We start from the raw sequence: 19435 nt of genomic DNA, 5'->3' as shown, positions 1-19435 counted from the left end.
CTTTACTTGGGTTGATCGTAGTGCTTGCCGTATTCGAGACATTCCTCATATTTCGTGCGCATCAGGCGCGCGAAATCCTGACGTTGAATGCATGCCTCGATTTCCTGTCCTGTCCAGCACAGGATGGTCTGCGGTTTGGTGAAATTGACCATCGTGACCGCCGCATCCGTGTAGTCGCCACTCGTGAAGATGCAGCCGATCAAATCGGACGGTCGCCGTGCCAATTGACTGCGTAGTTTCGCAATCGGCGTGAAATCTATCCGCTGCTTTCTGCGCGTCCTGATATCCGAAAGATCCTTGCATTCGATCATTGCGTTGATGCCGGACACGTAAACCAGTCCATCGATCTGTTCCGCGTTTTTTGCACCTAGCACGGTCACCCGATACGGCCACCGAACCTCCGCGCCGCTCAACTCGAAGCCTTTGAGCACCAAATATTCAAGCGCCTTGCCCGGGTCCCAGCCCGGGGTGGTGCACGTCATCACGCAATGCCATAGCTGCGTGATGTCGGTCCAGTCGTAGCGGCTCACCCGATCGGTGTATTGCGTGTCTGTGGTCATGCCAGCCTCCGTCGATCCGTTGCCGATTCTAGAGGCGGTTGTGCAGGCAAAACGGCAATGAGGCGATATATCGGAAAGTCCTGATGGGCTATGGCATTCCGGCCCACGAAACGGGGCAAAAGTGTCACGCATTGTGAGTGCCCTCGCTTCCTGATAGCATGGCAACAGCTTCAACGGAGATGGCATACCTCCGGCGTTCGTTTCGCAAACCGCCCCGCCACGGGGCTGATGATGCCTGCAAGATCCTGGCGTGCCGGGAGGTTGCGGGCTATGCGTGCGGACGTTCTTCGCGTCTCATTCCTCCGTGTTTCTTCCCAGCTTCCCCTCGGCAATGTTCAGGCGATTCGTCGATGGCATCGGCCCGTCCGATGCGTTGCCCTGTGTGCGCACACCATGAAGATGTTTGACCATTCCCCTTTGCGCGAGCTGGTCGATGTGCTGCCGCGTGCCGCCCGCGCGAGTGCGTTGGCCGCGCTCGTCGGCGTGATGGCCGGTAGCGCCAGCGCGCTGCTGCTCGTCGCGCTCGAGTTCGTGACCGACACACGACTCCTGCATCCGTGGCTGCTCTGGCTGCTGCCCGTCGCGGGCTTTGCCGTGGGCTGGCTCTACCTGCGGCTCGGCGCAAGCGTAGAGGCCGGTAATAACCTGCTGATCGACGAGATTCACGACCCTCGCCGTGTCGTGCCACTGCGAATGGCGCCGCTGGTGCTGGCCGGTACCGTCATCACTCATCTGTTCGGCGGCTCGGCGGGCCGTGAAGGCACTGCTGTGCAGATGGGCGGCGCGTTGGCCGATCAACTCACGCACGTCTTCCGGCTCTCCGGGGAACAACGTCGCGTGTTGTTGATGTCGGGGATCGCGGCGGGCTTTGCTTCCGTGTTCGGCACGCCGCTTGCCGGAGCCGTATTCGGGCTGGAAGTGCTCGCGATTGGCCGCTTGCGCTACGACGCCTTGCTGCCGTGCCTCGTCGCCGCGCTCGTCGGTGACGCAGTGACGCGCGCGTGGGGCGTGCATCACACGGCGTATGCGATCGCGCCGCAACTGTTCGGGGCGTCGATGTCGGTGGCGGGGGCCATGAGTGCGGCCGTCGCGGGCGTGGCCTGTGGTCTCGTCGGGATGGGCTTCGCGCAGGCGACGCACGCCATGTCGGCGTTCATGAAGCGCCGTATCGCCTACGCACCGCTGCGTCCGGTCGTGGGTGGGGTGTTGGTCGCCGTCGCGGCGACGGCACTCGGCACGCCGCAGTATCTCGGCCTCGGCATTCCGACCATCGTCGACGCCTTTCACACGACGCTGCCGTGGTACGACTTTCTCGGCAAATCGCTATTTACCGTGGTGACGCTGGGCTCGGGCTTCAAAGGTGGGGAAGTCACGCCGCTGTTCTACATCGGTGCGACGCTGGGCAATGCGCTGTCTCACGTGCTCACGCTGCCCGCTGCCGTGCTTGCGGGCGTCGGTTTCGTGGCCGTGTTTGCCGGGGCGGCGAATACGCCGATTGCGTCGACGCTGATGGCCATCGAGATCTTCGGCCCGCAAATCGGCGGGTATGCCGCCATCGCCTGCGTGCTGGCGTATCTCTGCTCGGGACATACGGGCATCTACAAATCGCAGCGCCTCGGACACGGCAAGCATGGAGTCGTGCCCGAAGGGGCGCGTCTGGCCGATCTGCCCGCATGGCGTGAGGCGCAGCGCTCGCGCTCGCAGATCAACGACGATTCATCGCCAAGGTGACACGTCGTCCGGATCGAGAGCATCCCATTCGTCCTCGGCATCGGTAGTGCCCAGCGTGATATCGCCTCGTGCCAGCCCCGCAATCGTGCGTTGGAATGCCGCGGCATTGCGCATGCCCTGATCTTCGTGATTGGTGTTGAAGAGCACGTGGGTGTCGTCGGCCTTCGCGGCAATACGCGCCACGCGTGCCGAAATGTCGATCAATTCGCTCGCGCTGTATTCATAGACGAAGCGGCCCGATGACGCGGTGATGCCGCGCCGGTTCCACGCCGCCGCATTGCGGCCATGCAGACGCACGACACAAAGGTCGTCGCGTGTGGTCGCCCAGACGGCGGGCACGGTGTTTTCGAATTCGGTGGGGCTGTCGACGATTGTGTGGGCGGCGCCCGTCTCGCGCAGCATCGCTAGCGTGGCGGCTTCGCGCGAGGGCGTGTCGAACCAGCTGCGATGTCGAAACTCGATCGCGTGACGCTCGCCGTCGAGCCGTTTGGCGGTGTCGAACACGAGCGCTCGCCCGGCGCGGTCGTTCTTCACGCGCGGCGAGAACTGAAAATGGATGGCGGTCAGTTGTCCGCTCTGGCGCAGCGGCTCGATGGCTTCCAGATACCGCCGCCAAAGCTCGTCGCGTAGCTCGGCCGGGAGATTGGCTGAGGCGTCGATAGCGGCATCGGCGGAACCCAACGCCCGGTCGTGAGAAGAACCCAGCGCAGCCGCAATATCCGCAGGCAGGGCACTGACGGGCGTCGTGTGTCCGGTGAACGCGCGGAAGGCCTTGATATGAAAGCGGAACGATGGCGGCGTGCGCTGCGTCCAGCGCCACGCCATGCCCGCGTCAGGCAGGTGGTAGTAGCTGCTGTCGACTTCCACCAGATCGAAACGCGACGCGTAATGGCGCAGCCGCGTTTCGGGCGTGTTGACGCCCGGCGGGTAAAAGCGCCCGCAGGCAATGAGTGTCCGGTCGGTCCAGGACGATGTGCCGACACGCAATGTCATGACTCGAAACCCTGTGACTCGATGAGCGTCGATGCGATCGTTATAATGTATAAATATACAGTAGTCGGTGCGCTCGCCGCCCGGCCCACCGACTCGCCGAACCTCCAGCCTCCCTTGTCTTGCATGTCAGATAAGCCGATTCCAGCGCCGAATCCTGCACCGACTCCAGCGCCGACGCCCGCCGCCCGCGACCCGTGGGCCGAACTCAACGACCGCCAGCGCGAAGCCGTCGACTACGGCGTGGGCGGCGACGGTACGCCCGGCGGACCGCTGCTGGTCATCGCAGGGGCAGGCTCCGGCAAGACCAGCACGCTCGCCCATCGCGTGGCCAACCTGATCGCGCGGGGTGCCGACCCAAATCGCCTCCTGTTGCTGACGTTCTCCCGGCGCGCTGCCGGGGAGATGGAGCGCCGCGCCGGTGCCGTGCTGCAAAAGGTGCTCGGGCTGGCCTCGTCGCAACCGCCGTCGCTGCCGTGGGCGGGCACGTTCCACGCCGTCGGTGCACGGTTGTTGCGCGACTTCGCGACGCGCATCGGGCTTTCGGAAGCGTTCACTATTCATGACCGCAGCGACGCGGAGGACCTGCTCGGCCTGTCGCGGCACGAACTGGGCTTCTCGGCCACGCAGTCCCGCTTTCCGCTGAAGGGCACCTGCCTGTCGATTTACTCGCGGGCGGTGAATAGTCAGGCGCCGCTCGCCGAGGTGCTGGCGAAACACTTCCCGTGGTGCGCGCAGTGGGAAGCGCAGTTGAAGACGTTGTTCGGCGCGTACGTCGATGCCAAGCAGTCGCAGCACGTGCTCGACTACGACGACCTGCTGCTGTACTGGGCCGAGATGATGACCGCGCCTGAACTGGCACGCGAGCTTGGGGCGCGCTTCGATCATGTGCTGGTCGACGAGTATCAGGACACCAACCGTCTTCAGGCGCAGATTCTGCTCGCGATGAAACCGGACGGACGGGGCCTGACGGTCGTCGGTGACGATGCCCAGTCGATCTATGCGTTTCGTGCCGCCACCATTCGCAACATCCTCGACTTCCCGGGCCAGTTTGCCGAGCCGGCACACGTGATTACGCTGGAGCGCAACTACCGTTCGACTCAGCCCATTCTCGATGCCTCGAATGCCGTGATTGCCGAATCGACCGAGCGCTACGCCAAAGCGCTCTGGACCGATCGTCAGTCAACGCAGTTGCCACAGTTGGTCAACGTTAGCGATGAATCCGGTCAGGCGCGCTGGGTTGCCGATCAGGTGCTGGAACAGCGCGAGACCGGCACGAAGCTCAAGCAACAGGCTGTGCTTTTTCGCACGGGCAGTCACAGTGCCGCGCTCGAACTCGAACTCACGCGGCGCAACATCCCGTTCGTGAAGTTCGGTGGCTTGAAGTTTCTCGAAGCGGCCCACGTCAAGGACATGCTCTCGATTTTGCGTTGGGCGCATAACCCCGCGAGCCGTCTGTCTGGCTTTCGCGTGGCGCAGCTCATCCCCGGTATCGGGCCCGTGAGCGCCACGCGCCTGCTCGATGCGATGGCACAGTCCGCGACGCCCGCGCAGGTGCTTGCCGATTTCAAACCGCCATCGGCGGCTGCGCATGATTGGCGCGGCTTTGCAGAAGTGTTCAGAACGTTGAATGACACGCGCCTTGCGTGGCCCGCCGATGTCGATCTCGCCTTGCGCTGGTACGCGCCGCTGCTCACCCAGCGGTTCGATGATGCGGCCGTGCGTCAGGCCGATCTCGAGCAGCTCGCCCGCATTGCCGGGACCTACGGCTCGCGCGAACAGTTTTTGACCGAACTGACGCTCGATCCGCCCGATGCGACGAGCGCCCAATCCGGCCCGCCGCTGCTCGATGAGGACTATCTGATTCTCTCGACGATTCACAGCGCAAAGGGGCAGGAGTGGAACTCGGTCTACGTGCTTAACGTGGTCGACGGTTGTATCCCGTCCGACATGAGTACCGGCGACGACGAGGACATCGAGGAAGAACGCCGTTTGCTGTACGTGGCCATGACGCGCGCGAAGGCGTCGCTGCAACTGGTGGTGCCGCAACGGTTCTACGTGCATCAACAAACCGGTCTGGGCGACCGTCACGTGTACGGCACGCGTAGCCGCTTCGTGTCGGACAAGATGCTGCCGCTGTTCGAGATGCTGCCCAAGCCGCGAGAAGGTGAGGGGCCCGCCGGTCCGGTGGGCGACGTGACGGTGCATATCGACGTAGCACGGAGGCTTCGCAATGCCTGGTCCTGAAGTGACGCTGCGTACTGCGAGTGCGGCGGATATCGATGCGGTGACCGCGCTGCTGATGCAAACCTATCTCGCCACTTGGGCGCCGGAACTGCGCCCGGAAGCCGCTGCGGCGCATGGTTCTGGCGAACGCACTCGCGCTTATGTCGAGGCACATTGGCCGGAATTCACGGTCGCTACCGTTGACGGGACGGTGGCCGGGATGGTGCACGTGGCAGGCGATTTCATCGACGCCTTGCACGTCTCGCCGGCGCGGCAACGATTGGGTCTCGGAGCAACGCTGCTCTCCCATGCCGAAGCGCAGATGCGCGCGAACGGGCAGACACTGGCGCGGCTGGAAACCGATACGTTCAACACACAGAGCCGCGCGTTTTACGGCAAGCACGGTTATGCCGAGGTCGCGACATATCCCGACGAGGAATGGGATAGCGGTTTCACCACGGTGCTGCTGACGAAAGCGCTCTGAGCGCTGCCACCTTCTTTTTCCTTTCCGCCGACATGCGCGGAAATTTTCGCAAGGTTGCCGTCCTTCGCGCATCAGGTATAGTCGCCGCATCGGCGGCGGGTACCCTGATGCGGGATGCCTGTTCGCCCCAATAACGTGGTCAGGGGAGAGGGACGGATGCAATGGTTGGTTGACCAAATGACGCTGATGCCGACGGGCTTGCTGCTCGTGTCGTTGGCGATCGTGACAGCCCTCACGGCAGTCGCCGTGGCGTGGCTTGCGCGCGTCTGGTTGTTCGACCGGTTGGCCGACCCCTCCGAAGTGCGTGGCACCGTGGCCGATGTGGTGCACGGCAGCCTGCTCGCCTTCATCGTATTTGTGCTGGCACACGTGCTGACCGACGTGCGCGCCAATCTCGGCCATGCCGACGATCAGGCGCTGCACGAAGCGTCGGTGGTGCGCCGTCTGGACCGCGAATTGAAGGCCGTTGGCGACACCGATGCGCAAGCCGCGCGGGTGTTGCTGCGCAACTATGTGACGTCCGCCGTCAACGACGAGTGGAAGACGTTGAGTACTGCCGACCCGGATCTTTCGCCACGTACGGAAGACGCGTTGAGCGCGTTCGTCGGCGCGACTCGCCGGGTGCTGAAGGAGCACGACGAGAGCGCCAGTTCGATCCGCATTCTGCTCGACCGTCTGGAAGAAGCGCGGCAGGGCCGCTTCGAGAACGCCACGAAGACGGTGCCCTCGGTGTTCTGGTGGGTGATTACGTTGTTTCTGGTCGCGGCCATGGCCATGAACGGCCGCTATCCGGGCTCGTGGAAGAGCAATTTCATCATTGCGTTGCACATGGGCGCGATCGGAATGGTGGTCGCACTGATCATCAATCTGGACGAGCCGTTTCGGGGCGTGTCCGGGATCTCGCCGGCACCGCTGGCGAAATCGGTCGGCATCGTTATTCCCAAGTGATAGCCGTTTGTAGTTTGCAGGAGTTGAACACGATGTTTCCCACTTCACCGGCACCTTCCGCCGAATCCACGCCTGAGATCGAGGCATTCCGCCCGGGCGTCTACCGCCACTACAAAGGCAACTACTATCTCGCGCTCGGTATTGCCCGCGCCGACGAGACCGATGAGCCGGTGGTGGTCTACACCCGCCTTTATCCGCGCGAAGGCCTGCCGATGAGCACTCGCTTGTTGCGCATCTGGAACGAGCCGGTGACGATGGATGACGCTCCGGTAGCACGCTTCACGTATGTCGGACACACGTCGCCTGCCGGGTAACCGGCGATTCTCACGCGCTCTACGCTTCTTCGCGCTATCCGGCCCCCCGAGCCATTTTTCTGGATGCTTCACGCCCATGAATACCGTAGCTTCGATGTACTGCTCGCCTGCCCAAACGGGTCAGTCAGTGCCTAATCATCCGCGCAATTCGCTGAATCCGTCCCTGCTTTCCGCAGTTCCGTCTGCGGACGACGCCCGTGCGAAGTCGACCCCCGCACCGCGCAATCTGCGTCGCTGGTGGGCCTTGTTCGCTGTACTGCCGTTTGTGACGTCGGTGGCGGGATGCGGGCTCGTGGCCGCCCCGTGCCGTGTGGCCTCGGCGGGCCTGAAGATCGTACCGGGCGTTGGGGGTGTGCTGGCGGCACCGACCGATGCGTGTGCCGCAGTCATCGACTAAGCGCACCGTCAGGTGGCTGGACGGTTGAGGCCTGATACTTGCGCGGTTTCGGGCGCAGAAAAAAAGAAAGCCCGCGAGTGGCGGGCTTAATCCATATCAGGAGGAGACATGGAGGAGACGAGTTCAGTATAGGACAACGTGTTGCGACGCACCATATGTAGTTTTGCGTAAGTGTCCGCATGTTGCGTCCGTGCAACGAGAAATAATTTCAAATAAATCAAATACTTATTTCTCTTGTTGCCAACTCGCCCCGCTCCTGTCTTTCCGAAATTCCGAATCTCCCCTCTATTTATTGTGCGCGTGCACGCTTCTCAGGGGCCATCTGCTTGAGGATGAACGGCACCGAGTCTCTGAGCGACGGATTGACCGCCGCGTCGTGGTCGAGCCCTTCGTAGACACGCACCATTGTGGTCGTGCCGGCCGCTGCGACGTCGCGAGCGAAAGCCTGCTGCATCATGACCGGCACGTCGATGTCGTCCGAACCCATGCCGATGAACACCGGATGCTTGATACGCAGCGTCGGGTAACGCAATGAAGGCGTCTGGTTGTGCATGAGCTTCTGAATCGCCGGTTGCATGCTGTTGCCCCCGTTCAGCCCGGCGGCCGTGGAGCGGTCGGTCAATTCACCGATGCACAGCGAGCGCGCCATATCCAGCACCGGTAGCGCCTGCGGCGAGAAGTAGCGCGAGGCTTGCAGCGACGGGTCTCGATCGGCAGCCGAGAGGAAGATATACATCGCGTAGGGAATCTTCGGGTCGGGTGCCCCGGGGTCCGGCTGGCCGGCGAAGATGGCGGCCGCCGAGGTTTGTGCGTTGAAGTAGGGCGTGCCGGTCAGCACAGTGGCGACCACTTTCACGTCGGGCGCGTACAGCGGCTGATACCCGGCGGCGGCAAACGCGGCATGAGCCCCTTGCGACTGTCCGACGATCACCACCCGGTTCTGCAACGGGAACACGCTGCGCGCGGCCAGCAGGCTGTCGAGCACGCTGTACGCTTCGGCGCGCGCATTCAGATAGTGATGCAACCCTTGCGAGCCGAGACCGGCGTAATCGGGCGCCACCACCGCAAAGCCGAGCGACAGCCACGTGCCGAGATACTGGGTGTCGCGCTGCGTGCGCACGTTGAGCGACGGCGCACAGGGACTCGCCACGCCGACCGTGCCGTGCGCCCAAAGGACGACGGGCCAGCCACCGGCGGGCGTCGGGCCCTTCGGCAGAAACACGGCACCGGTGTCCTCGCGGGCTTCGATGCCGCCGACCCCGTCGATGGAGCTATAGCGAATGCGGAACTGTTCCCCCGCTTCGGGCAGTCCGTGGTCGGCTTCGAGCGGTAATCGCTCGACGATTGCGCCGTGCGGGATGACGGTGGGGGCGGCCTCGGGTGTGACCGCGTGGGCGGCACGTCCGATGACCAGGCTGGCGAACAGGGCGGCGCTCGCGTAACGCCACAGGCGGTTGAACATGTTGAGCTGTCCTCGTGAGTTGACTGCTGCGAATGGCAACCCCCGCACGGCGACGTCAGCCGTGCGAGGCCTGATTGCTCTGGGTTTGCGCTGCGGCCTGCTCGGCGGCTTCACGCCATGCTCGACGCGACCGGCGCATGCGGCGTAAGGCGAGCGATGACATCGTAATCCAGCCGAACGGACGCGGATCGACCAGCATGCTCACCGCACGCGCGTAATCGAGTACGAGCCCCGGCGTCCATGCCATCGTCTTGGCACGCTTGCGCAATTGTGCGGCGACCCACAATTCGGGCGTCAGCCACAGACGAACGAACGTCCACCAACCCGCATCGTCGCCGTTGGTCAGTCGTCCGACGCGACCTTCGATGGCGGCTTCGAGGGCCTTTGCCACGCTGCTCGAACAGTTGCGATGGGTGAGGTTGTACGTGGGGTTCTGCCGGTACATCTCCCAGAAGGCGCTCAACTGCTGGGGGCTGTAGTTCCGGATACGCACCTTGACCGTCGACGCACACCACGCTTTCGACTCGGTCACGTAATCGGGCTGGAACACGCCGGGTACGTCGTTCTCGCGGGTCGCGCGCAACAACTGGCCGAATTGATCCGGCGAACGGTCGATTTCCTGTGCGGGATACAGGCTCAGATACACGCCCTCGTGGCTTTCGAGCGCGGCATGACCGGTCGAAATCACACCGTTCTTGTCGACAGCGGCGATATAGCGATCGATCAGCGGTTGTCGCCGTGCAGGAGCCTTGGATGACCCGGAAGGCGTCCAGACGTGCACCGTCAGTGCCGGCTCGCCTTCGGAGGGCGGGCCTTCCCAACGCGGCGCGCGCGGACGGTCGCGCCACAACTTGCGCTTGTCTTCGGGGCTGCCGAGAATCTGCTCGACGCGGAAGCTGCTGCGCATGCGGCGTGCGCGCATCGCCAGCACCAGCACGTTCCAGCCGGTGAACACGAGACCCAGGCCGATGGCATATGGCAGCGTGCCCTTGTAGTGCGTGGGGTACGGCTGATAGAAGAACACCGCGACGGCAATTTCGAAAATGCCGCCGGCCATTGCCCATGCCCATCGCGGGTAACGAACGACGTAGGCGGCAACGCACTGGAGCAGGCCGTCCGCGAGGAACAGCGTACCGAACAGCATCGACAGCCAGAAGTTGCCGTGCTGCTGATGGAAGAAGAGCACCAGCAGCGCCGTGAGCGTAAAGGTGCCGCCCTTCAGGCTGCGCACGATGCGCTGTCCGCCGACGCCGATCCCGACGATGGCCAGCGTCGCCAGCCCTTCGGCAAGCAGCAGCCAGGCAAACACCTTGATCGGGAAATGCACCACGCCGTCGAGCGCATCGACGATGAGTGCGAGCCCGAAGGCAAAGAACAGTGCGCCGATCCAGATCAGCGCACGGGCTCGCCGGCGCAAATAATCGACGCCGAGCAACAACAGGATCAGACGTACCAACGCAGGGTCTCCATCGCATGCGTCGCAACGCCATCGGTGCCGGGCGTCACGGGCATCCCGTTCACGGGGGATGTGGGAAAAAGCTTGTTTTGTGGTGCTATGTTAGCGCGTGTACCGTGACAGGCCAAAAACAAAGGCGGCGCGCTCCGTGAGGAACGCGCCGCCTTTGTTGCAGCAAGACAGCGCCGGCACCCTGAGCGCCCCGTTACAACATTGAGGGGCAGGGCTGCCGGACGGCCCGTCTTAGTCCTTTTTGCCTTCGAGTTGCGGCAGGGCGTCTTCGCTCGTCGAGGTGAGCAGACCGGCCTTGGCGTACGTCATCAGCTTCTCGCGCGTGTCGACGATGTCGAGCGTGCGCATGGTCAGCTGGCCGATACGGTCGAGCGGCGTGAAGCTCGATTCGCCCTTTTCCATCGTCAGGCGCTCCGGCTTGTACGTCAGGTTCGACGACACGGTGTTGAGCAGCGAGTAATCGTTGCCGCGACGCAGCTCGATGGTCACTTCGCCGGTCACGGCGCGCGCCACCCAGCGTTGTGCCGATTCGCGCAGCATGATGGCCTGCGGATCGAACCAACGGCCCTGGTACAGCAGACGGCCCAGGCGGCGGCCGTTTTCGCGGTACTGCTCGATGGTGTCTTCGTTGTGGATGCCGGTCACCAGACGCTCGTAAGCGATGAACAGCAGCGCGAGGCCCGGGGCTTCGTAGATGCCACGGCTCTTCGCTTCGATGATGCGGTTCTCGATCTGATCGCTCATGCCCAGACCGTGACGGCCGCCGATGCGGTTGGCTTCTTCGAACAGTTCGACGGCGTTGGCAAAAGTCTTGCCGTTCAGGGCCACCGGCTGGCCTTCTTCGAAGCGCACGGTGACTTCTTCTGCCTTGATCGCGCAGTCATCGCGCCAGAACGGCACGCCCATGATCGGCTGCACGATCTTGATGCCCGAATTCAGGTGCTCCAGATCCTTGGCTTCGTGCGTGGCGCCGAGCATGTTCGAGTCGGTCGAATATGCCTTCTCGACCGACATCTTGTAGTCGAAGCCGTTGGCGATCAGGAACTCCGACATTTCCTTGCGGCCGCCGAGTTCGTCGATGAACTGCTGATCGAGCCACGGCTTGTAGATTTGCAGGCCCGGGTTGGTCAAGAGACCGTAGCGATAGAAGCGCTCGATGTCATTGCCCTTGAACGTGCTGCCATCACCCCAGATATTGACGCCATCTTCCTTCATGGCGGCCACGAGCATCGTGCCCGTGACGGCGCGCCCGATCGGCGTGGTGTTGAAGTACGTCACGCCGGCCGTCGAGATATGGAACGCGCCCGATTGCAGGGCGGCGATACCTTCGGACACGAGTTGGGCACGGCAGTCGACCAGACGGGCCTGTTCGGCACCGTAAGCCATCGCGCGGCGCGGGATTTCGTCGTAATCGGGTTCGTCCGGCTGACCGAGATTGGCCGTGTAAGCGTAGGGAATCGCGCCTTTCTTGCGCATCCAAAGCAGCGCTGCGCTGGTGTCGAGACCGCCCGAGAAGGCGATGCCGACCGATTGTCCCGTGGGAATGTGTTGCAGAATCGTGGTCATCGGCGTGGAAAAGCTGGGTTTTTAACCTGTCAAGTATCCCTGTCAGGGCTATGGATGGTCAAGTCTGATGGCCGATTCCCATGCATCGGGACGCGCTTCGCGTTACCACTGCACCCCCGCCACGCTGCATGCCGAGGCCAAAAACTCGGAAAACGCGCGAATCACGAGCGATGCCTGACGATGCTGCGGGTAGACGACGTGAATGGCGGTCGGCGGCGGGGAAAAATCATCGAGCACGGTGACCAGACGCCCGCCCAGCAAGGCCGGCGCGACGATGAACACCGGCAGCCACGTCAGACCGAGGTCCGCCACGGCGGCATCGCGCGCCAATTCGCCGTTATTGACCCGCAGTCGGCCTGACACGGAAATCTCTACCGGACTCCCGTCGCGGGCATACGTCCAGCTCACGCGCTGGCTATGGCCATAGGGCAGCAGGGCATGCTCGCGCAAGTCTTCGGGGGTGAGCGGCGTGCCGTGGGTGGCCAGATAGCGGGGGCTGGCGCACGTGACCATGCGCATTGGCGCCACCGCGCGCGCAATCAGCGACGAATCGGCCAGTGCGCCGATGCGCACCGCCACGTCGTAGCCTTCGCCGATGATATCGACCGTGCGGTCGTTCAACTCCAACTCGATGGTGACGTCGGGGTAGGTCGCCAGAAACGACGGGATGACCGAGCCGAGAAACATCGTGCCGAACGACATCGGTGCCGAGACGCGCAAATTGCCGCGCGGGCGCTCCCCCTGACTGCTGACGGCAAGATTGGCGGCTTCCACATCGTCGAGAATCCGCCGCGCCCGGGCGTAATAGATCTGGCCGAGGTCGGTCACGGCCAGCCGCCGCGTCGTGCGCAGCAGCAACCGGACGCCGAGGCTCTGTTCCAGTGCCGAAATGCGCCGGCTTACGAACTGCTTCGACAGTCCGAGTCTGGCTGCCGCCCCGGTAAAGCTCATCGCTTCCACCGCGCTCACGAAGATGCGCATGTCGTCGAGCAGATCCATCCGTCAAATTCCAGTCTTAAGAAGGGTTAGGTGACAACGCCCAGCGAAGCTGAGTCATTGTCACCTTGGAGCCGACAATCTTAACCGAGTCGTATGGCCCGTCCTTTGACTGGCGTTGGCCACCCGTTTCGGTTCGGCCACTGGCGACAGCGCCACCGCAACCCGGGCCAAAGCCGCTACCGCAGCGCCAGCCGCAGCCCGAGCAGAATCGCTGCGGTGCCGCCGACGGCGAGCAGGGTCGGTTGATGCCCGAAGATGCCCCAGTCGAGCAGCGCGGTGACCACGGGGACGAGATAGAACAGGCTGGTCACGGTGACGAGGTTGCCTGCCGCGATCATCCGGTAGAGCAACAACGTCGCGCCGACCGAGATCACCACGCCCATATAAAGCAGCGGCAACCAGAAGCCGGCCGAGTTATCGACGTGCCACGGCTGTGTCGGCGCGACCAGTACGGCGAGTGCCAACCCGACGGCGTACTGAAGCGGCAGCACGTCGAGTGGCGTCTGCCGGGAGCCCTTCTGCGCAATCGTGCCGAGCGTCATACAGGCGAGTGCGGTGAGCGCCCATATCGACCCGGCAGCGGACAGCCGCGCCGACATCAGACTCTGCGCGACGACGAGCGCCAGACCGCCTAGCGCCAACGCCAGCCCCACGAGGCGTTGGGCGCTGTGCGATCGCTCCAGCGCCACGAGCGTGAGAATCGGCTGCACGCCGAGAACCGTGGCGAGCGCGCCGGGCGTGATGCCGTTCGCGAGGGCCAGCAGATACGCCGCCTGATAGCCGCCGATGAGCAGCACCCCGGTACCTGCAACACGCCAGCGCGTGCCGCGTGCCGGCCACCACCGGCGCCGTGTGATCGCGAGCAACGTGAGCGCTGCCAGCGCCACGCCGAGACGTATCACCAAAAACGCGAATGCCGACGCGTGCGTCAGCCCCCATTTGGCAGCGAGTGCGCCGCCGCTCCACAACAGGACGAACAACATCGTTGTGCCATGCCGGCGCAACCAGAGACCATCGACTTGCATTGTGCTTTCCCCTGCGCAGGTAGTCCGGCCTGTGGCGTATGGCCATGACATGCGTGCCGAGGCGCACGTTGAAGTGAGCACGAGGCAACGCTGTCGTCATGGCGAGACGACGCAACAGGCGGAACAGAATTCGGAATCGAATCAGGACGTAGCGCTGCGGATGTCAAACATCCGAGCGACGTCCGGTGGCGTCAGACCACGGTGACGTCGGTCACCACGGCCATGACACTGGCGACAGCCGCGACGACGACAGCGTCGGGCGGTGCCACGCCGGCAGGCGGGGGAGGGGCGACTGCTGCAAAGCGTCCTCGCAGGCGCGAGCCGGCACCGCGCAACGGCGGCGATACGGCAAGGCGGATGGACGCGTGACCCGTCATGGAGAAAATAAGGTGATGAAAAATTGGCACGTCACTCGACGGGCGTTCACGTACTTTACACGGCACGTTCGCTGGCGGCAAGCCGGTCGGCGTGCGGCCTGCACTCACGCCGTTTGCCAATCACCCGTGCGTTCGACACTCGGCGAGGTCTCGCCATCGCGCCATGCCACGGGTAGCGCGCCGCGCACGCGACGCACCTCGCGCACATGCACGCGCACCAGTCGCAAGGCGCCGACAAATCCGCTCTGTGTTTCGTCATGCCAAAGAATTTCGGCATCGCCAGCCACGTGCAGAAAATCGCCCGTGGCGAAGTCGACGAAGAGCAGGCCGACGCGCGGGTTCACGAGCAAGTTGCCCAGCGTGTTGAAAAAAGCGTTGCCACGGAAATCGGGCCACGTCAGCGTCTGCGCATCGTCGACGCGCACAAACCCCGGCTTGCCGCCGCGATGTGATACGTCGGCGCCCGCGCTGCGAGAGGTTGCGCTTTCACCGGCGTAGTACGACGCAACGAAGAAGGTTTCTGCGCTGGCGATTTGCCACTGCGCGTCGTCGTCGAGCTCGGTCTGTGGCGCCTCGGCTTCGGGTGGCGCAACATGCGCATCCGGCGTGATCTCGCGCTTGCGGATGTATTGCGGACAATTGCCGAAGCTTTGCGCCACACGCACGGCGAAGCCCTGTGCATCACTCTCGATGACTGGCCCATTGATGCGATTGCGACGCCGCGTCGACGGCTCGATTCCGAGCACCCCCACGGGGGCGCCGAGCGTCATCGTGCCGTAGAGCGGATCGGTCGGCGGTGGCAGCGTATCCACGCGCAGCACCGTCGGGTCCGGCGAGTGGACGAACCCCGGCGTACCGCTGAGCAGCGTGGCCCACGGTTGCCCGGCGTGATCCAGCCCGCCGACCGCCAAAAACGGCAATTGCGGAAAGAACTGTCGATGCTGCTCGGGCATCGCCGTGCGGATCACTTTGGGACCGACTTCCGCCATCGCCTCACGCGAGCCTGCAAGCGTCTGCACGACCGCTTCGCCTGCATGGAACGGCGAGTCCGGGCCCAGTATCGGCAGCGGCGCCGGCAGCAGATTTTCCCAATCGACGGGGGGATGGCGGATGTCGTTCATGATCGCCTCACATTCGCTTCATGTTCGCTTCATGTTCGCTTCAAACCGCGGCTCACGCGGCCGCGTTCAGGCCGCACGGCAGCGATGCCATCGGGACGAAGCCCGGCAATGCGGCGATGCGGGCAAGCCATGCGCGTACGGCCGGATAGGGTTCGAGCGTCACGTTTCCTTCCGGGGCGTGCGCCAGATACGCGTAGCAGGCCAGATCGGCAATCGTGGGCGTGGCGCTGGTGAGGAATGCGCTCGCGCCCGGTGCCGTCAGATGCGATTCCATACGCGTGAGCAACTGGTTGGCGCGCTGGATCATGTCCACGGTGTCGCCCGGACGCTTGAACGCCACCACAATTCGGGCGGCAGCCGCACCGAAGGCCAGATCGCCGGCGGCAACCGACAGCCAGCGCTGTACGTTGGCGGCCGCCGCCGGGTCGCGCGGCAGCCATGTGCCGGCCGGGTCATAACGCGACGCGAGATACACAAGAATGGCGTTCGAATCGCTGAGAATCACGCCGTTGTCGTCGATCGCCGGCACTTGGCCGAACGGATTGATGGCGAGAAACGGCGGTTGCAAATGTTCTTTGGCGGGGAGGTCCACATCCACCGCCTCGAACGGCAGGTTCAGCAGGTGCAGCATCAGCTCGACGCGGTGACAGTGCCCCGAGAGGGCAAAGCGATACAGCCGGATCGGGCGGCTAGGGGCAGGGCGGGTCGATGGGGTTGACGCAGTCATGAGAAAGCTCCGGTGAAGTCGCGGGTCCTGGGGGTGCTGGCGTCGCGCTTTTGCTACCGAGCGCCATTCACGCATTCCACGTCTGCATTGTTATTCCTATTGAATTCCGGATAAATGGTGAAGAACTGATTTGACTACTCCAGTAAGTGGAGTAATGTGGCTTCCCATGGATAAACTTCGTGCCATGCAGACCTTCGTCGCCATCGTGGATCAGGGCAGCCTGAGCGCGGCGGCGCGCGCGCTCGATGCCTCGTTACCCGCAGTGGTGCGCACGCTGGCGGCGCTCGAAACGTCGCTCGACGTGCGATTGCTCAATCGCACCACACGGCGTCAGGCGCTGACCGAAGAAGGCCACGCCTATCTGGACACCTGCCGTCGGATCCTCGGTGAGTTGCACGACGCCGAGGCACGTCTGACTGAGCGTCACGAGGCACCGACCGGCACGCTCGTGGTCACCGCACCGGTGCTCTTCGGTCAGTTGCATGTCGCGCCCGCCTTGCATCGCTTCCTGCGGGCGTATCCCGCTATCAAATGCCGGTTGTTGCTCAACGACCGCGTGGTGAATTTGTGGGAAGAGGGGATCGACGTGGGCATTCGCATCTCACCGCTCGACGACTCCACACTGATCGCACAAAACATCGGTGCCATCCGGCGTGTCGTGGTCGCCAGCCCCGCGTGTCTGGCCGAGCAAGGCGAGGTGACGCATCCGCGCGACCTGATCGGCAAGAACTGCATCCGTGCCTACGGTGTCGGTTACGCGCAGTGGCGATTCTGGGAGAAGGGGGAGAAGGGCGAGAGGGGCGAGAGGGGCGAAGGTGGCCGCGAGTTTGCGGTGCCGGTCGACGGCAATCTGGAGGTCAATCACGGACTGGCGGCGATCGAGGCCTGCATCGGCGGACTCGGCTACGGCAGCTTCTTGTCCTATCAGGTGGTCGGGCCACTGGCCGATGGCCGCCTCAAGCGCGTACTCACGGACTACGAAGGACCGGCACGTCCGGTCAGCATCGTCTATCCGCATGCACGGTTGCTGCCGTCACGCACACGCGCATTCGTCGAGTGGATGAAGAAGGAATTGCGCGACGTGCCGATGGTGTGAGGTCGTCGCGAAGCCGGGCAGCGAAACAAAACTCGGACGGCAGACAAAAGAAGGCGGAAAGCGACAGTGCCGCTTTCCGCTAAAAAGCCCGCCGACGCCAACCGGCGGGCCGCTTCGTTCATGTCGGCCGAATCGTGTGAATCGTACGATTCGATCGCGGTATCAGATGCTTGGGCGTTATGCGTTATGCGTTTTGCGCCATGCGTCAGGTGCTTGTCGCGCTCATCGCGTTGAAGGGGCTAATCGCGAACTGCGCGATCAGTCACGGCGCCAGCCGCGATGCCAGCCGCGGTCGTGGCGGTCATGGCGATCATCCCAGCGGCGTTCGCGCCAGTCGTCCCAGCGATCGCGGCCGTAGTAGACGACCGGGCGCGGTTCGACATACACAGGGCGCGGCTGCACGTACACCGGCTGCGGTGCCACGTAGACCGGCTGCGGCGCTGCATAGACCGGTGCCGGCACGCCCAGATACACGCCGACGTCCACGTGAGCCGATGCGGCACCTGATGCGGCAGCGGCGGCTACGCCAAGGGCAGCGATGATGAGAAAGCGTTTCATGGTGTCCTCCAGTGGCGCTCGCGAATCGGTGACGGTGTGTCGTTGCGAGATGAGGCGAGCGCTTGCGGGGTGAGCTGGATCGATTCGCACGAAGCGCTGTGTTGCCTGTCGTCGAATCGTTGAGGCCAGTGTAGCGAGCGTGTGGCGCGGCAGGTGCAACGAGTCTGTCGGGGATGTGTCGTTTTGTAACGCGAGTGGACGCGCTCTTTCCTTGCCACGTCACGCGCAGAGGACAGCGAAGCGGTGGGACATCGGGGACGGCAACAAAGTGAAAAGGCACAGCGGAAAAAACAAAAGGCGTCACGCGAAAAACGCGGGACGCCTTGTGCTTTTGTTCGTTGGTAGGCTCGATTGGACTCGAACCAACGACCCCCACCATGTCAAGGTGGTGCTCTAACCAGCTGAGCTACGAGCCTAGAAAGACCGCGAGTATAGGGTCAATTTCTGAAGGTGGCAAGTCTTTGGCGAAAATTTCTGAAAAATATTTGTGAAGCGCTTTCGTGGCGAGCCTGCCGCGTGTCGTTTCGTGCCACTGACTCACCATCGATGGATCACGCCTCGCCGCGTTTTGTCGTGCCACGGCGTGGCTTGATTGGCTTGAGCCGCACCCAGATGCCTTGCTTGCCGCCCGTGCCTGCGCGTTGCTCCACATCGAACAAGCCGATGGTCGAGACGAGATCGCTGAGCTTGCCGAACCCGTAGTTGCGCGAATCGAAGTCCGGTGCCTGCTTGGCGACGTGGCTGCCGATGGAGCCGAGACTTGCCCAGCCGTCCTCATCCGAGACATCCGTCACGGCGTTGCGCAGTAGTCGTACGAGACGCGCATCGCGCTTGAGTTCGGCGGCGCTGCGACGCTTATTACGCCGCGTGGGCGCTTCCTCGTCGTCATCATCGCGCTCGTGATCTTGCCGCAGCAGTTCGGTATAGATGAACTTGTCGCAGGCGGTGACGAACGGCTGCGGCGTCTTGCGCTCGCCAAAGCCGTACACGATCAGCCCTTGTTCGCGAATGCGCGAGGCCAGCCGTGTGAAGTCGCTGTCGCTCGACACGAGGCAAAAGCCGTCGAAGCGCCCGGTGTAGAGCAGGTCCATCGCGTCGATGATCATCGCGCTGTCGGTCGCGTTCTTGCCGACCGTATAGCGGAACTGCTGGATCGGCTGAATCGAATATTCGAGCAGGCACTTCTTCCAGCCGTCGAGATTCGGTTTGGTCCAGTCGCCATAGATGCGCTTCACACTCGCCACGCCGTACTTGGCCACTTCAGTGAGCAGACCTTCGACGATGGCGGGCGCGGCGTTATCGGCGTCGATGAGAACGACGAGGGTCGATCCTTGAACGGCCACTGCGGAAGTCGGTGACATGAATGGGTTCCCTGTGGGCGAAGAG

18 protein-coding genes, 1 tRNA gene, 1 pseudogene and 1 riboswitch are annotated in these 19435 nt (G+C 63.5%); of the genes and pseudogenes, 7 read left to right on the top strand and 13 right to left on the bottom strand.

Annotated features, from left to right (window positions below):
* Positions 1-2: 2 nt before the first annotated feature.
* A complete protein-coding gene (locus CDV44_RS20835; protein WP_087690168.1) occupies positions 3-560 on the bottom strand; it encodes a restriction endonuclease in 558 nt (185 codons plus the stop codon).
* A gap of 166 nt (positions 561-726) precedes the next feature.
* A riboswitch (Fluoride riboswitch) is annotated at positions 727-805 on the top strand.
* Positions 806-953: 148 nt separating this feature from the next.
* Here CDV44_RS20835 and CDV44_RS20830 point away from each other — a divergent pair.
* Positions 954-2291, top strand: a complete 1338-nt coding sequence (locus CDV44_RS20830) for a voltage-gated chloride channel family protein (protein ID WP_087690166.1) — start codon at positions 954-956, stop codon at positions 2289-2291.
* Here CDV44_RS20830 and CDV44_RS20825 read toward each other — a convergent pair.
* Complete coding sequence (locus CDV44_RS20825) at positions 2277-3284, bottom strand: DUF72 domain-containing protein (protein ID WP_087690164.1); 1008 nt, start codon at positions 3282-3284, stop codon at positions 2277-2279. The two genes, CDV44_RS20830 and CDV44_RS20825, sit on opposite strands and share 15 nt — an antisense overlap.
* A gap of 123 nt (positions 3285-3407) precedes the next feature.
* Between CDV44_RS20825 and CDV44_RS20820 the strand changes: the two genes are divergently transcribed.
* The 5 genes from CDV44_RS20820 to CDV44_RS28765 all read left to right on the top strand — a co-directional run bounded on the left by CDV44_RS20820 (position 3408) and on the right by CDV44_RS28765 (position 7650).
* On the top strand, positions 3408-5528 hold the full coding sequence (locus CDV44_RS20820) for an ATP-dependent helicase (RefSeq protein ID WP_087690162.1): 2121 nt from the start codon (positions 3408-3410) through the stop codon (positions 5526-5528).
* Entirely contained in the window at positions 5515-5991 is a 477-nt protein-coding gene (locus CDV44_RS20815; protein ID WP_087690160.1) for a GNAT family N-acetyltransferase, read from the top strand. The genes CDV44_RS20820 and CDV44_RS20815 overlap by 14 nt, the downstream gene beginning before the upstream one ends.
* 156 nt (positions 5992-6147) lie before the next feature.
* Positions 6148-6939: a DUF4239 domain-containing protein gene (locus CDV44_RS20810; RefSeq protein ID WP_170936052.1), complete on the top strand. Its 792-nt coding sequence runs from the start codon at positions 6148-6150 to the stop codon at positions 6937-6939.
* A 32-nt stretch (positions 6940-6971) separates the two neighbouring features.
* Positions 6972-7253 (top strand): DUF1653 domain-containing protein, encoded by a 282-nt coding sequence (locus tag CDV44_RS20805; protein ID WP_087690156.1) that lies wholly within the window; start codon positions 6972-6974, stop codon positions 7251-7253.
* A gap of 226 nt (positions 7254-7479) precedes the next feature.
* Positions 7480-7650 (top strand): DUF6726 family protein, encoded by a 171-nt coding sequence (locus tag CDV44_RS28765; protein ID WP_322788735.1) that lies wholly within the window; start codon positions 7480-7482, stop codon positions 7648-7650.
* A 289-nt stretch (positions 7651-7939) separates the two neighbouring features.
* Here the strand turns inward: CDV44_RS28765 and CDV44_RS20795 are convergent, their stop codons facing one another.
* The 8 genes from CDV44_RS20795 to CDV44_RS20760 all read right to left on the bottom strand — a co-directional run bounded on the left by CDV44_RS20795 (position 7940) and on the right by CDV44_RS20760 (position 16395).
* Positions 7940-9112 carry an alpha/beta fold hydrolase gene (locus tag CDV44_RS20795; protein ID WP_087690152.1) on the bottom strand — a complete coding sequence of 391 codons (1173 nt, stop codon included), beginning with the start codon at positions 9110-9112 and terminating at the stop codon, positions 7940-7942.
* A gap of 55 nt (positions 9113-9167) precedes the next feature.
* Positions 9168-10568 (bottom strand): HdeD family acid-resistance protein, encoded by a 1401-nt coding sequence (locus CDV44_RS20790; protein WP_087690150.1) that lies wholly within the window; start codon positions 10566-10568, stop codon positions 9168-9170.
* A gap of 243 nt (positions 10569-10811) precedes the next feature.
* On the bottom strand, positions 10812-12146 hold the full coding sequence (argG, locus tag CDV44_RS20785) for an argininosuccinate synthase (RefSeq protein WP_058376947.1): 1335 nt from the start codon (positions 12144-12146) through the stop codon (positions 10812-10814).
* Between the two features lie 102 nt (positions 12147-12248).
* Positions 12249-13145: a LysR family transcriptional regulator gene (locus CDV44_RS20780; RefSeq protein WP_087690148.1), complete on the bottom strand. Its 897-nt coding sequence runs from the start codon at positions 13143-13145 to the stop codon at positions 12249-12251.
* Positions 13146-13321: 176 nt separating this feature from the next.
* The gene (locus CDV44_RS20775) at positions 13322-14170 is read right to left on the bottom strand and encodes a DMT family transporter (RefSeq protein ID WP_087690146.1); all 849 of its coding nucleotides are present in this window, start codon (positions 14168-14170) and stop codon (positions 13322-13324) included.
* A 191-nt stretch (positions 14171-14361) separates the two neighbouring features.
* Positions 14362-14577 (bottom strand): hypothetical protein, encoded by a 216-nt coding sequence (locus tag CDV44_RS20770; protein ID WP_140413275.1) that lies wholly within the window; start codon positions 14575-14577, stop codon positions 14362-14364.
* A 74-nt stretch (positions 14578-14651) separates the two neighbouring features.
* A complete protein-coding gene (locus CDV44_RS20765; RefSeq protein ID WP_371328798.1) occupies positions 14652-15536 on the bottom strand; it encodes a pyridoxamine 5'-phosphate oxidase family protein in 885 nt (294 codons plus the stop codon).
* 184 nt (positions 15537-15720) lie between these two features.
* Positions 15721-16395, bottom strand: a complete 675-nt coding sequence (locus CDV44_RS20760) for a glutathione S-transferase family protein (RefSeq protein ID WP_087690140.1) — start codon at positions 16393-16395, stop codon at positions 15721-15723.
* Between the two features lie 166 nt (positions 16396-16561).
* Between CDV44_RS20760 and CDV44_RS20755 the strand changes: the two genes are divergently transcribed.
* A complete protein-coding gene (locus CDV44_RS20755; protein ID WP_087690138.1) occupies positions 16562-17491 on the top strand; it encodes a LysR family transcriptional regulator in 930 nt (309 codons plus the stop codon).
* A gap of 258 nt (positions 17492-17749) precedes the next feature.
* Here the strand turns inward: CDV44_RS20755 and CDV44_RS20750 are convergent, their stop codons facing one another.
* The 3 genes and pseudogenes from CDV44_RS20750 to CDV44_RS20740 form a co-directional block, all read right to left on the bottom strand.
* Positions 17750-18049: a PXPV repeat protein gene (locus tag CDV44_RS20750; RefSeq protein WP_087690137.1), complete on the bottom strand. Its 300-nt coding sequence runs from the start codon at positions 18047-18049 to the stop codon at positions 17750-17752.
* Between the two features lie 339 nt (positions 18050-18388).
* A tRNA-Val gene (locus CDV44_RS20745) sits at positions 18389-18465 on the bottom strand.
* 180 nt (positions 18466-18645) lie between these two features.
* Positions 18646-19410, bottom strand: a pseudogene (locus tag CDV44_RS20740) (NYN domain-containing protein); the annotation flags it as partial.
* Positions 19411-19435: the final 25 nt, after the last annotated feature.

It is taken from the genome of Pandoraea sp. PE-S2R-1, assembly GCF_002179865.1.
Taxonomy (GTDB): Bacteria; Pseudomonadota; Gammaproteobacteria; order Burkholderiales; family Burkholderiaceae; genus Pandoraea.
This window is presented reverse-complemented; position numbering and strand designations above follow the sequence as displayed.

Excerpts from the sequence above, each read along its gene's own strand:
- CDV44_RS20825 (WP_087690164.1), bottom strand. The coding sequence starts at position 3,284 with ATGACATTGCGTGTCGGCACATCGTCCTGGACCGACCGGACACTCATT.
- CDV44_RS20805 (WP_087690156.1), top strand. The coding sequence starts at position 6,972 with ATGTTTCCCACTTCACCGGCACCTTCCGCCGAATCCACGCCTGAGATC.
- CDV44_RS20815 (WP_087690160.1), top strand. The coding sequence starts at position 5,515 with ATGCCTGGTCCTGAAGTGACGCTGCGTACTGCGAGTGCGGCGGATATC.
- CDV44_RS20765 (WP_371328798.1), bottom strand. The coding sequence starts at position 15,536 with ATGGCGGAAGTCGGTCCCAAAGTGATCCGCACGGCGATGCCCGAGCAG.
- CDV44_RS20750 (WP_087690137.1), bottom strand. The coding sequence starts at position 18,049 with ATGAAACGCTTTCTCATCATCGCTGCCCTTGGCGTAGCCGCCGCTGCC.
- CDV44_RS20775 (WP_087690146.1), bottom strand. The coding sequence starts at position 14,170 with ATGCAAGTCGATGGTCTCTGGTTGCGCCGGCATGGCACAACGATGTTG.
- argG (WP_058376947.1), bottom strand. The coding sequence starts at position 12,146 with ATGACCACGATTCTGCAACACATTCCCACGGGACAATCGGTCGGCATC.
- CDV44_RS20755 (WP_087690138.1), top strand. The coding sequence starts at position 16,562 with ATGGATAAACTTCGTGCCATGCAGACCTTCGTCGCCATCGTGGATCAG.
- CDV44_RS20760 (WP_087690140.1), bottom strand. The coding sequence starts at position 16,395 with ATGACTGCGTCAACCCCATCGACCCGCCCTGCCCCTAGCCGCCCGATC.
- CDV44_RS20810 (WP_170936052.1), top strand. The coding sequence starts at position 6,148 with ATGCAATGGTTGGTTGACCAAATGACGCTGATGCCGACGGGCTTGCTG.
- CDV44_RS20795 (WP_087690152.1), bottom strand. The coding sequence starts at position 9,112 with ATGTTCAACCGCCTGTGGCGTTACGCGAGCGCCGCCCTGTTCGCCAGC.
- CDV44_RS20835 (WP_087690168.1), bottom strand. The coding sequence starts at position 560 with ATGACCACAGACACGCAATACACCGATCGGGTGAGCCGCTACGACTGG.
- CDV44_RS20780 (WP_087690148.1), bottom strand. The coding sequence starts at position 13,145 with ATGGATCTGCTCGACGACATGCGCATCTTCGTGAGCGCGGTGGAAGCG.
- CDV44_RS20820 (WP_087690162.1), top strand. The coding sequence starts at position 3,408 with ATGTCAGATAAGCCGATTCCAGCGCCGAATCCTGCACCGACTCCAGCG.
- CDV44_RS20830 (WP_087690166.1), top strand. The coding sequence starts at position 954 with ATGAAGATGTTTGACCATTCCCCTTTGCGCGAGCTGGTCGATGTGCTG.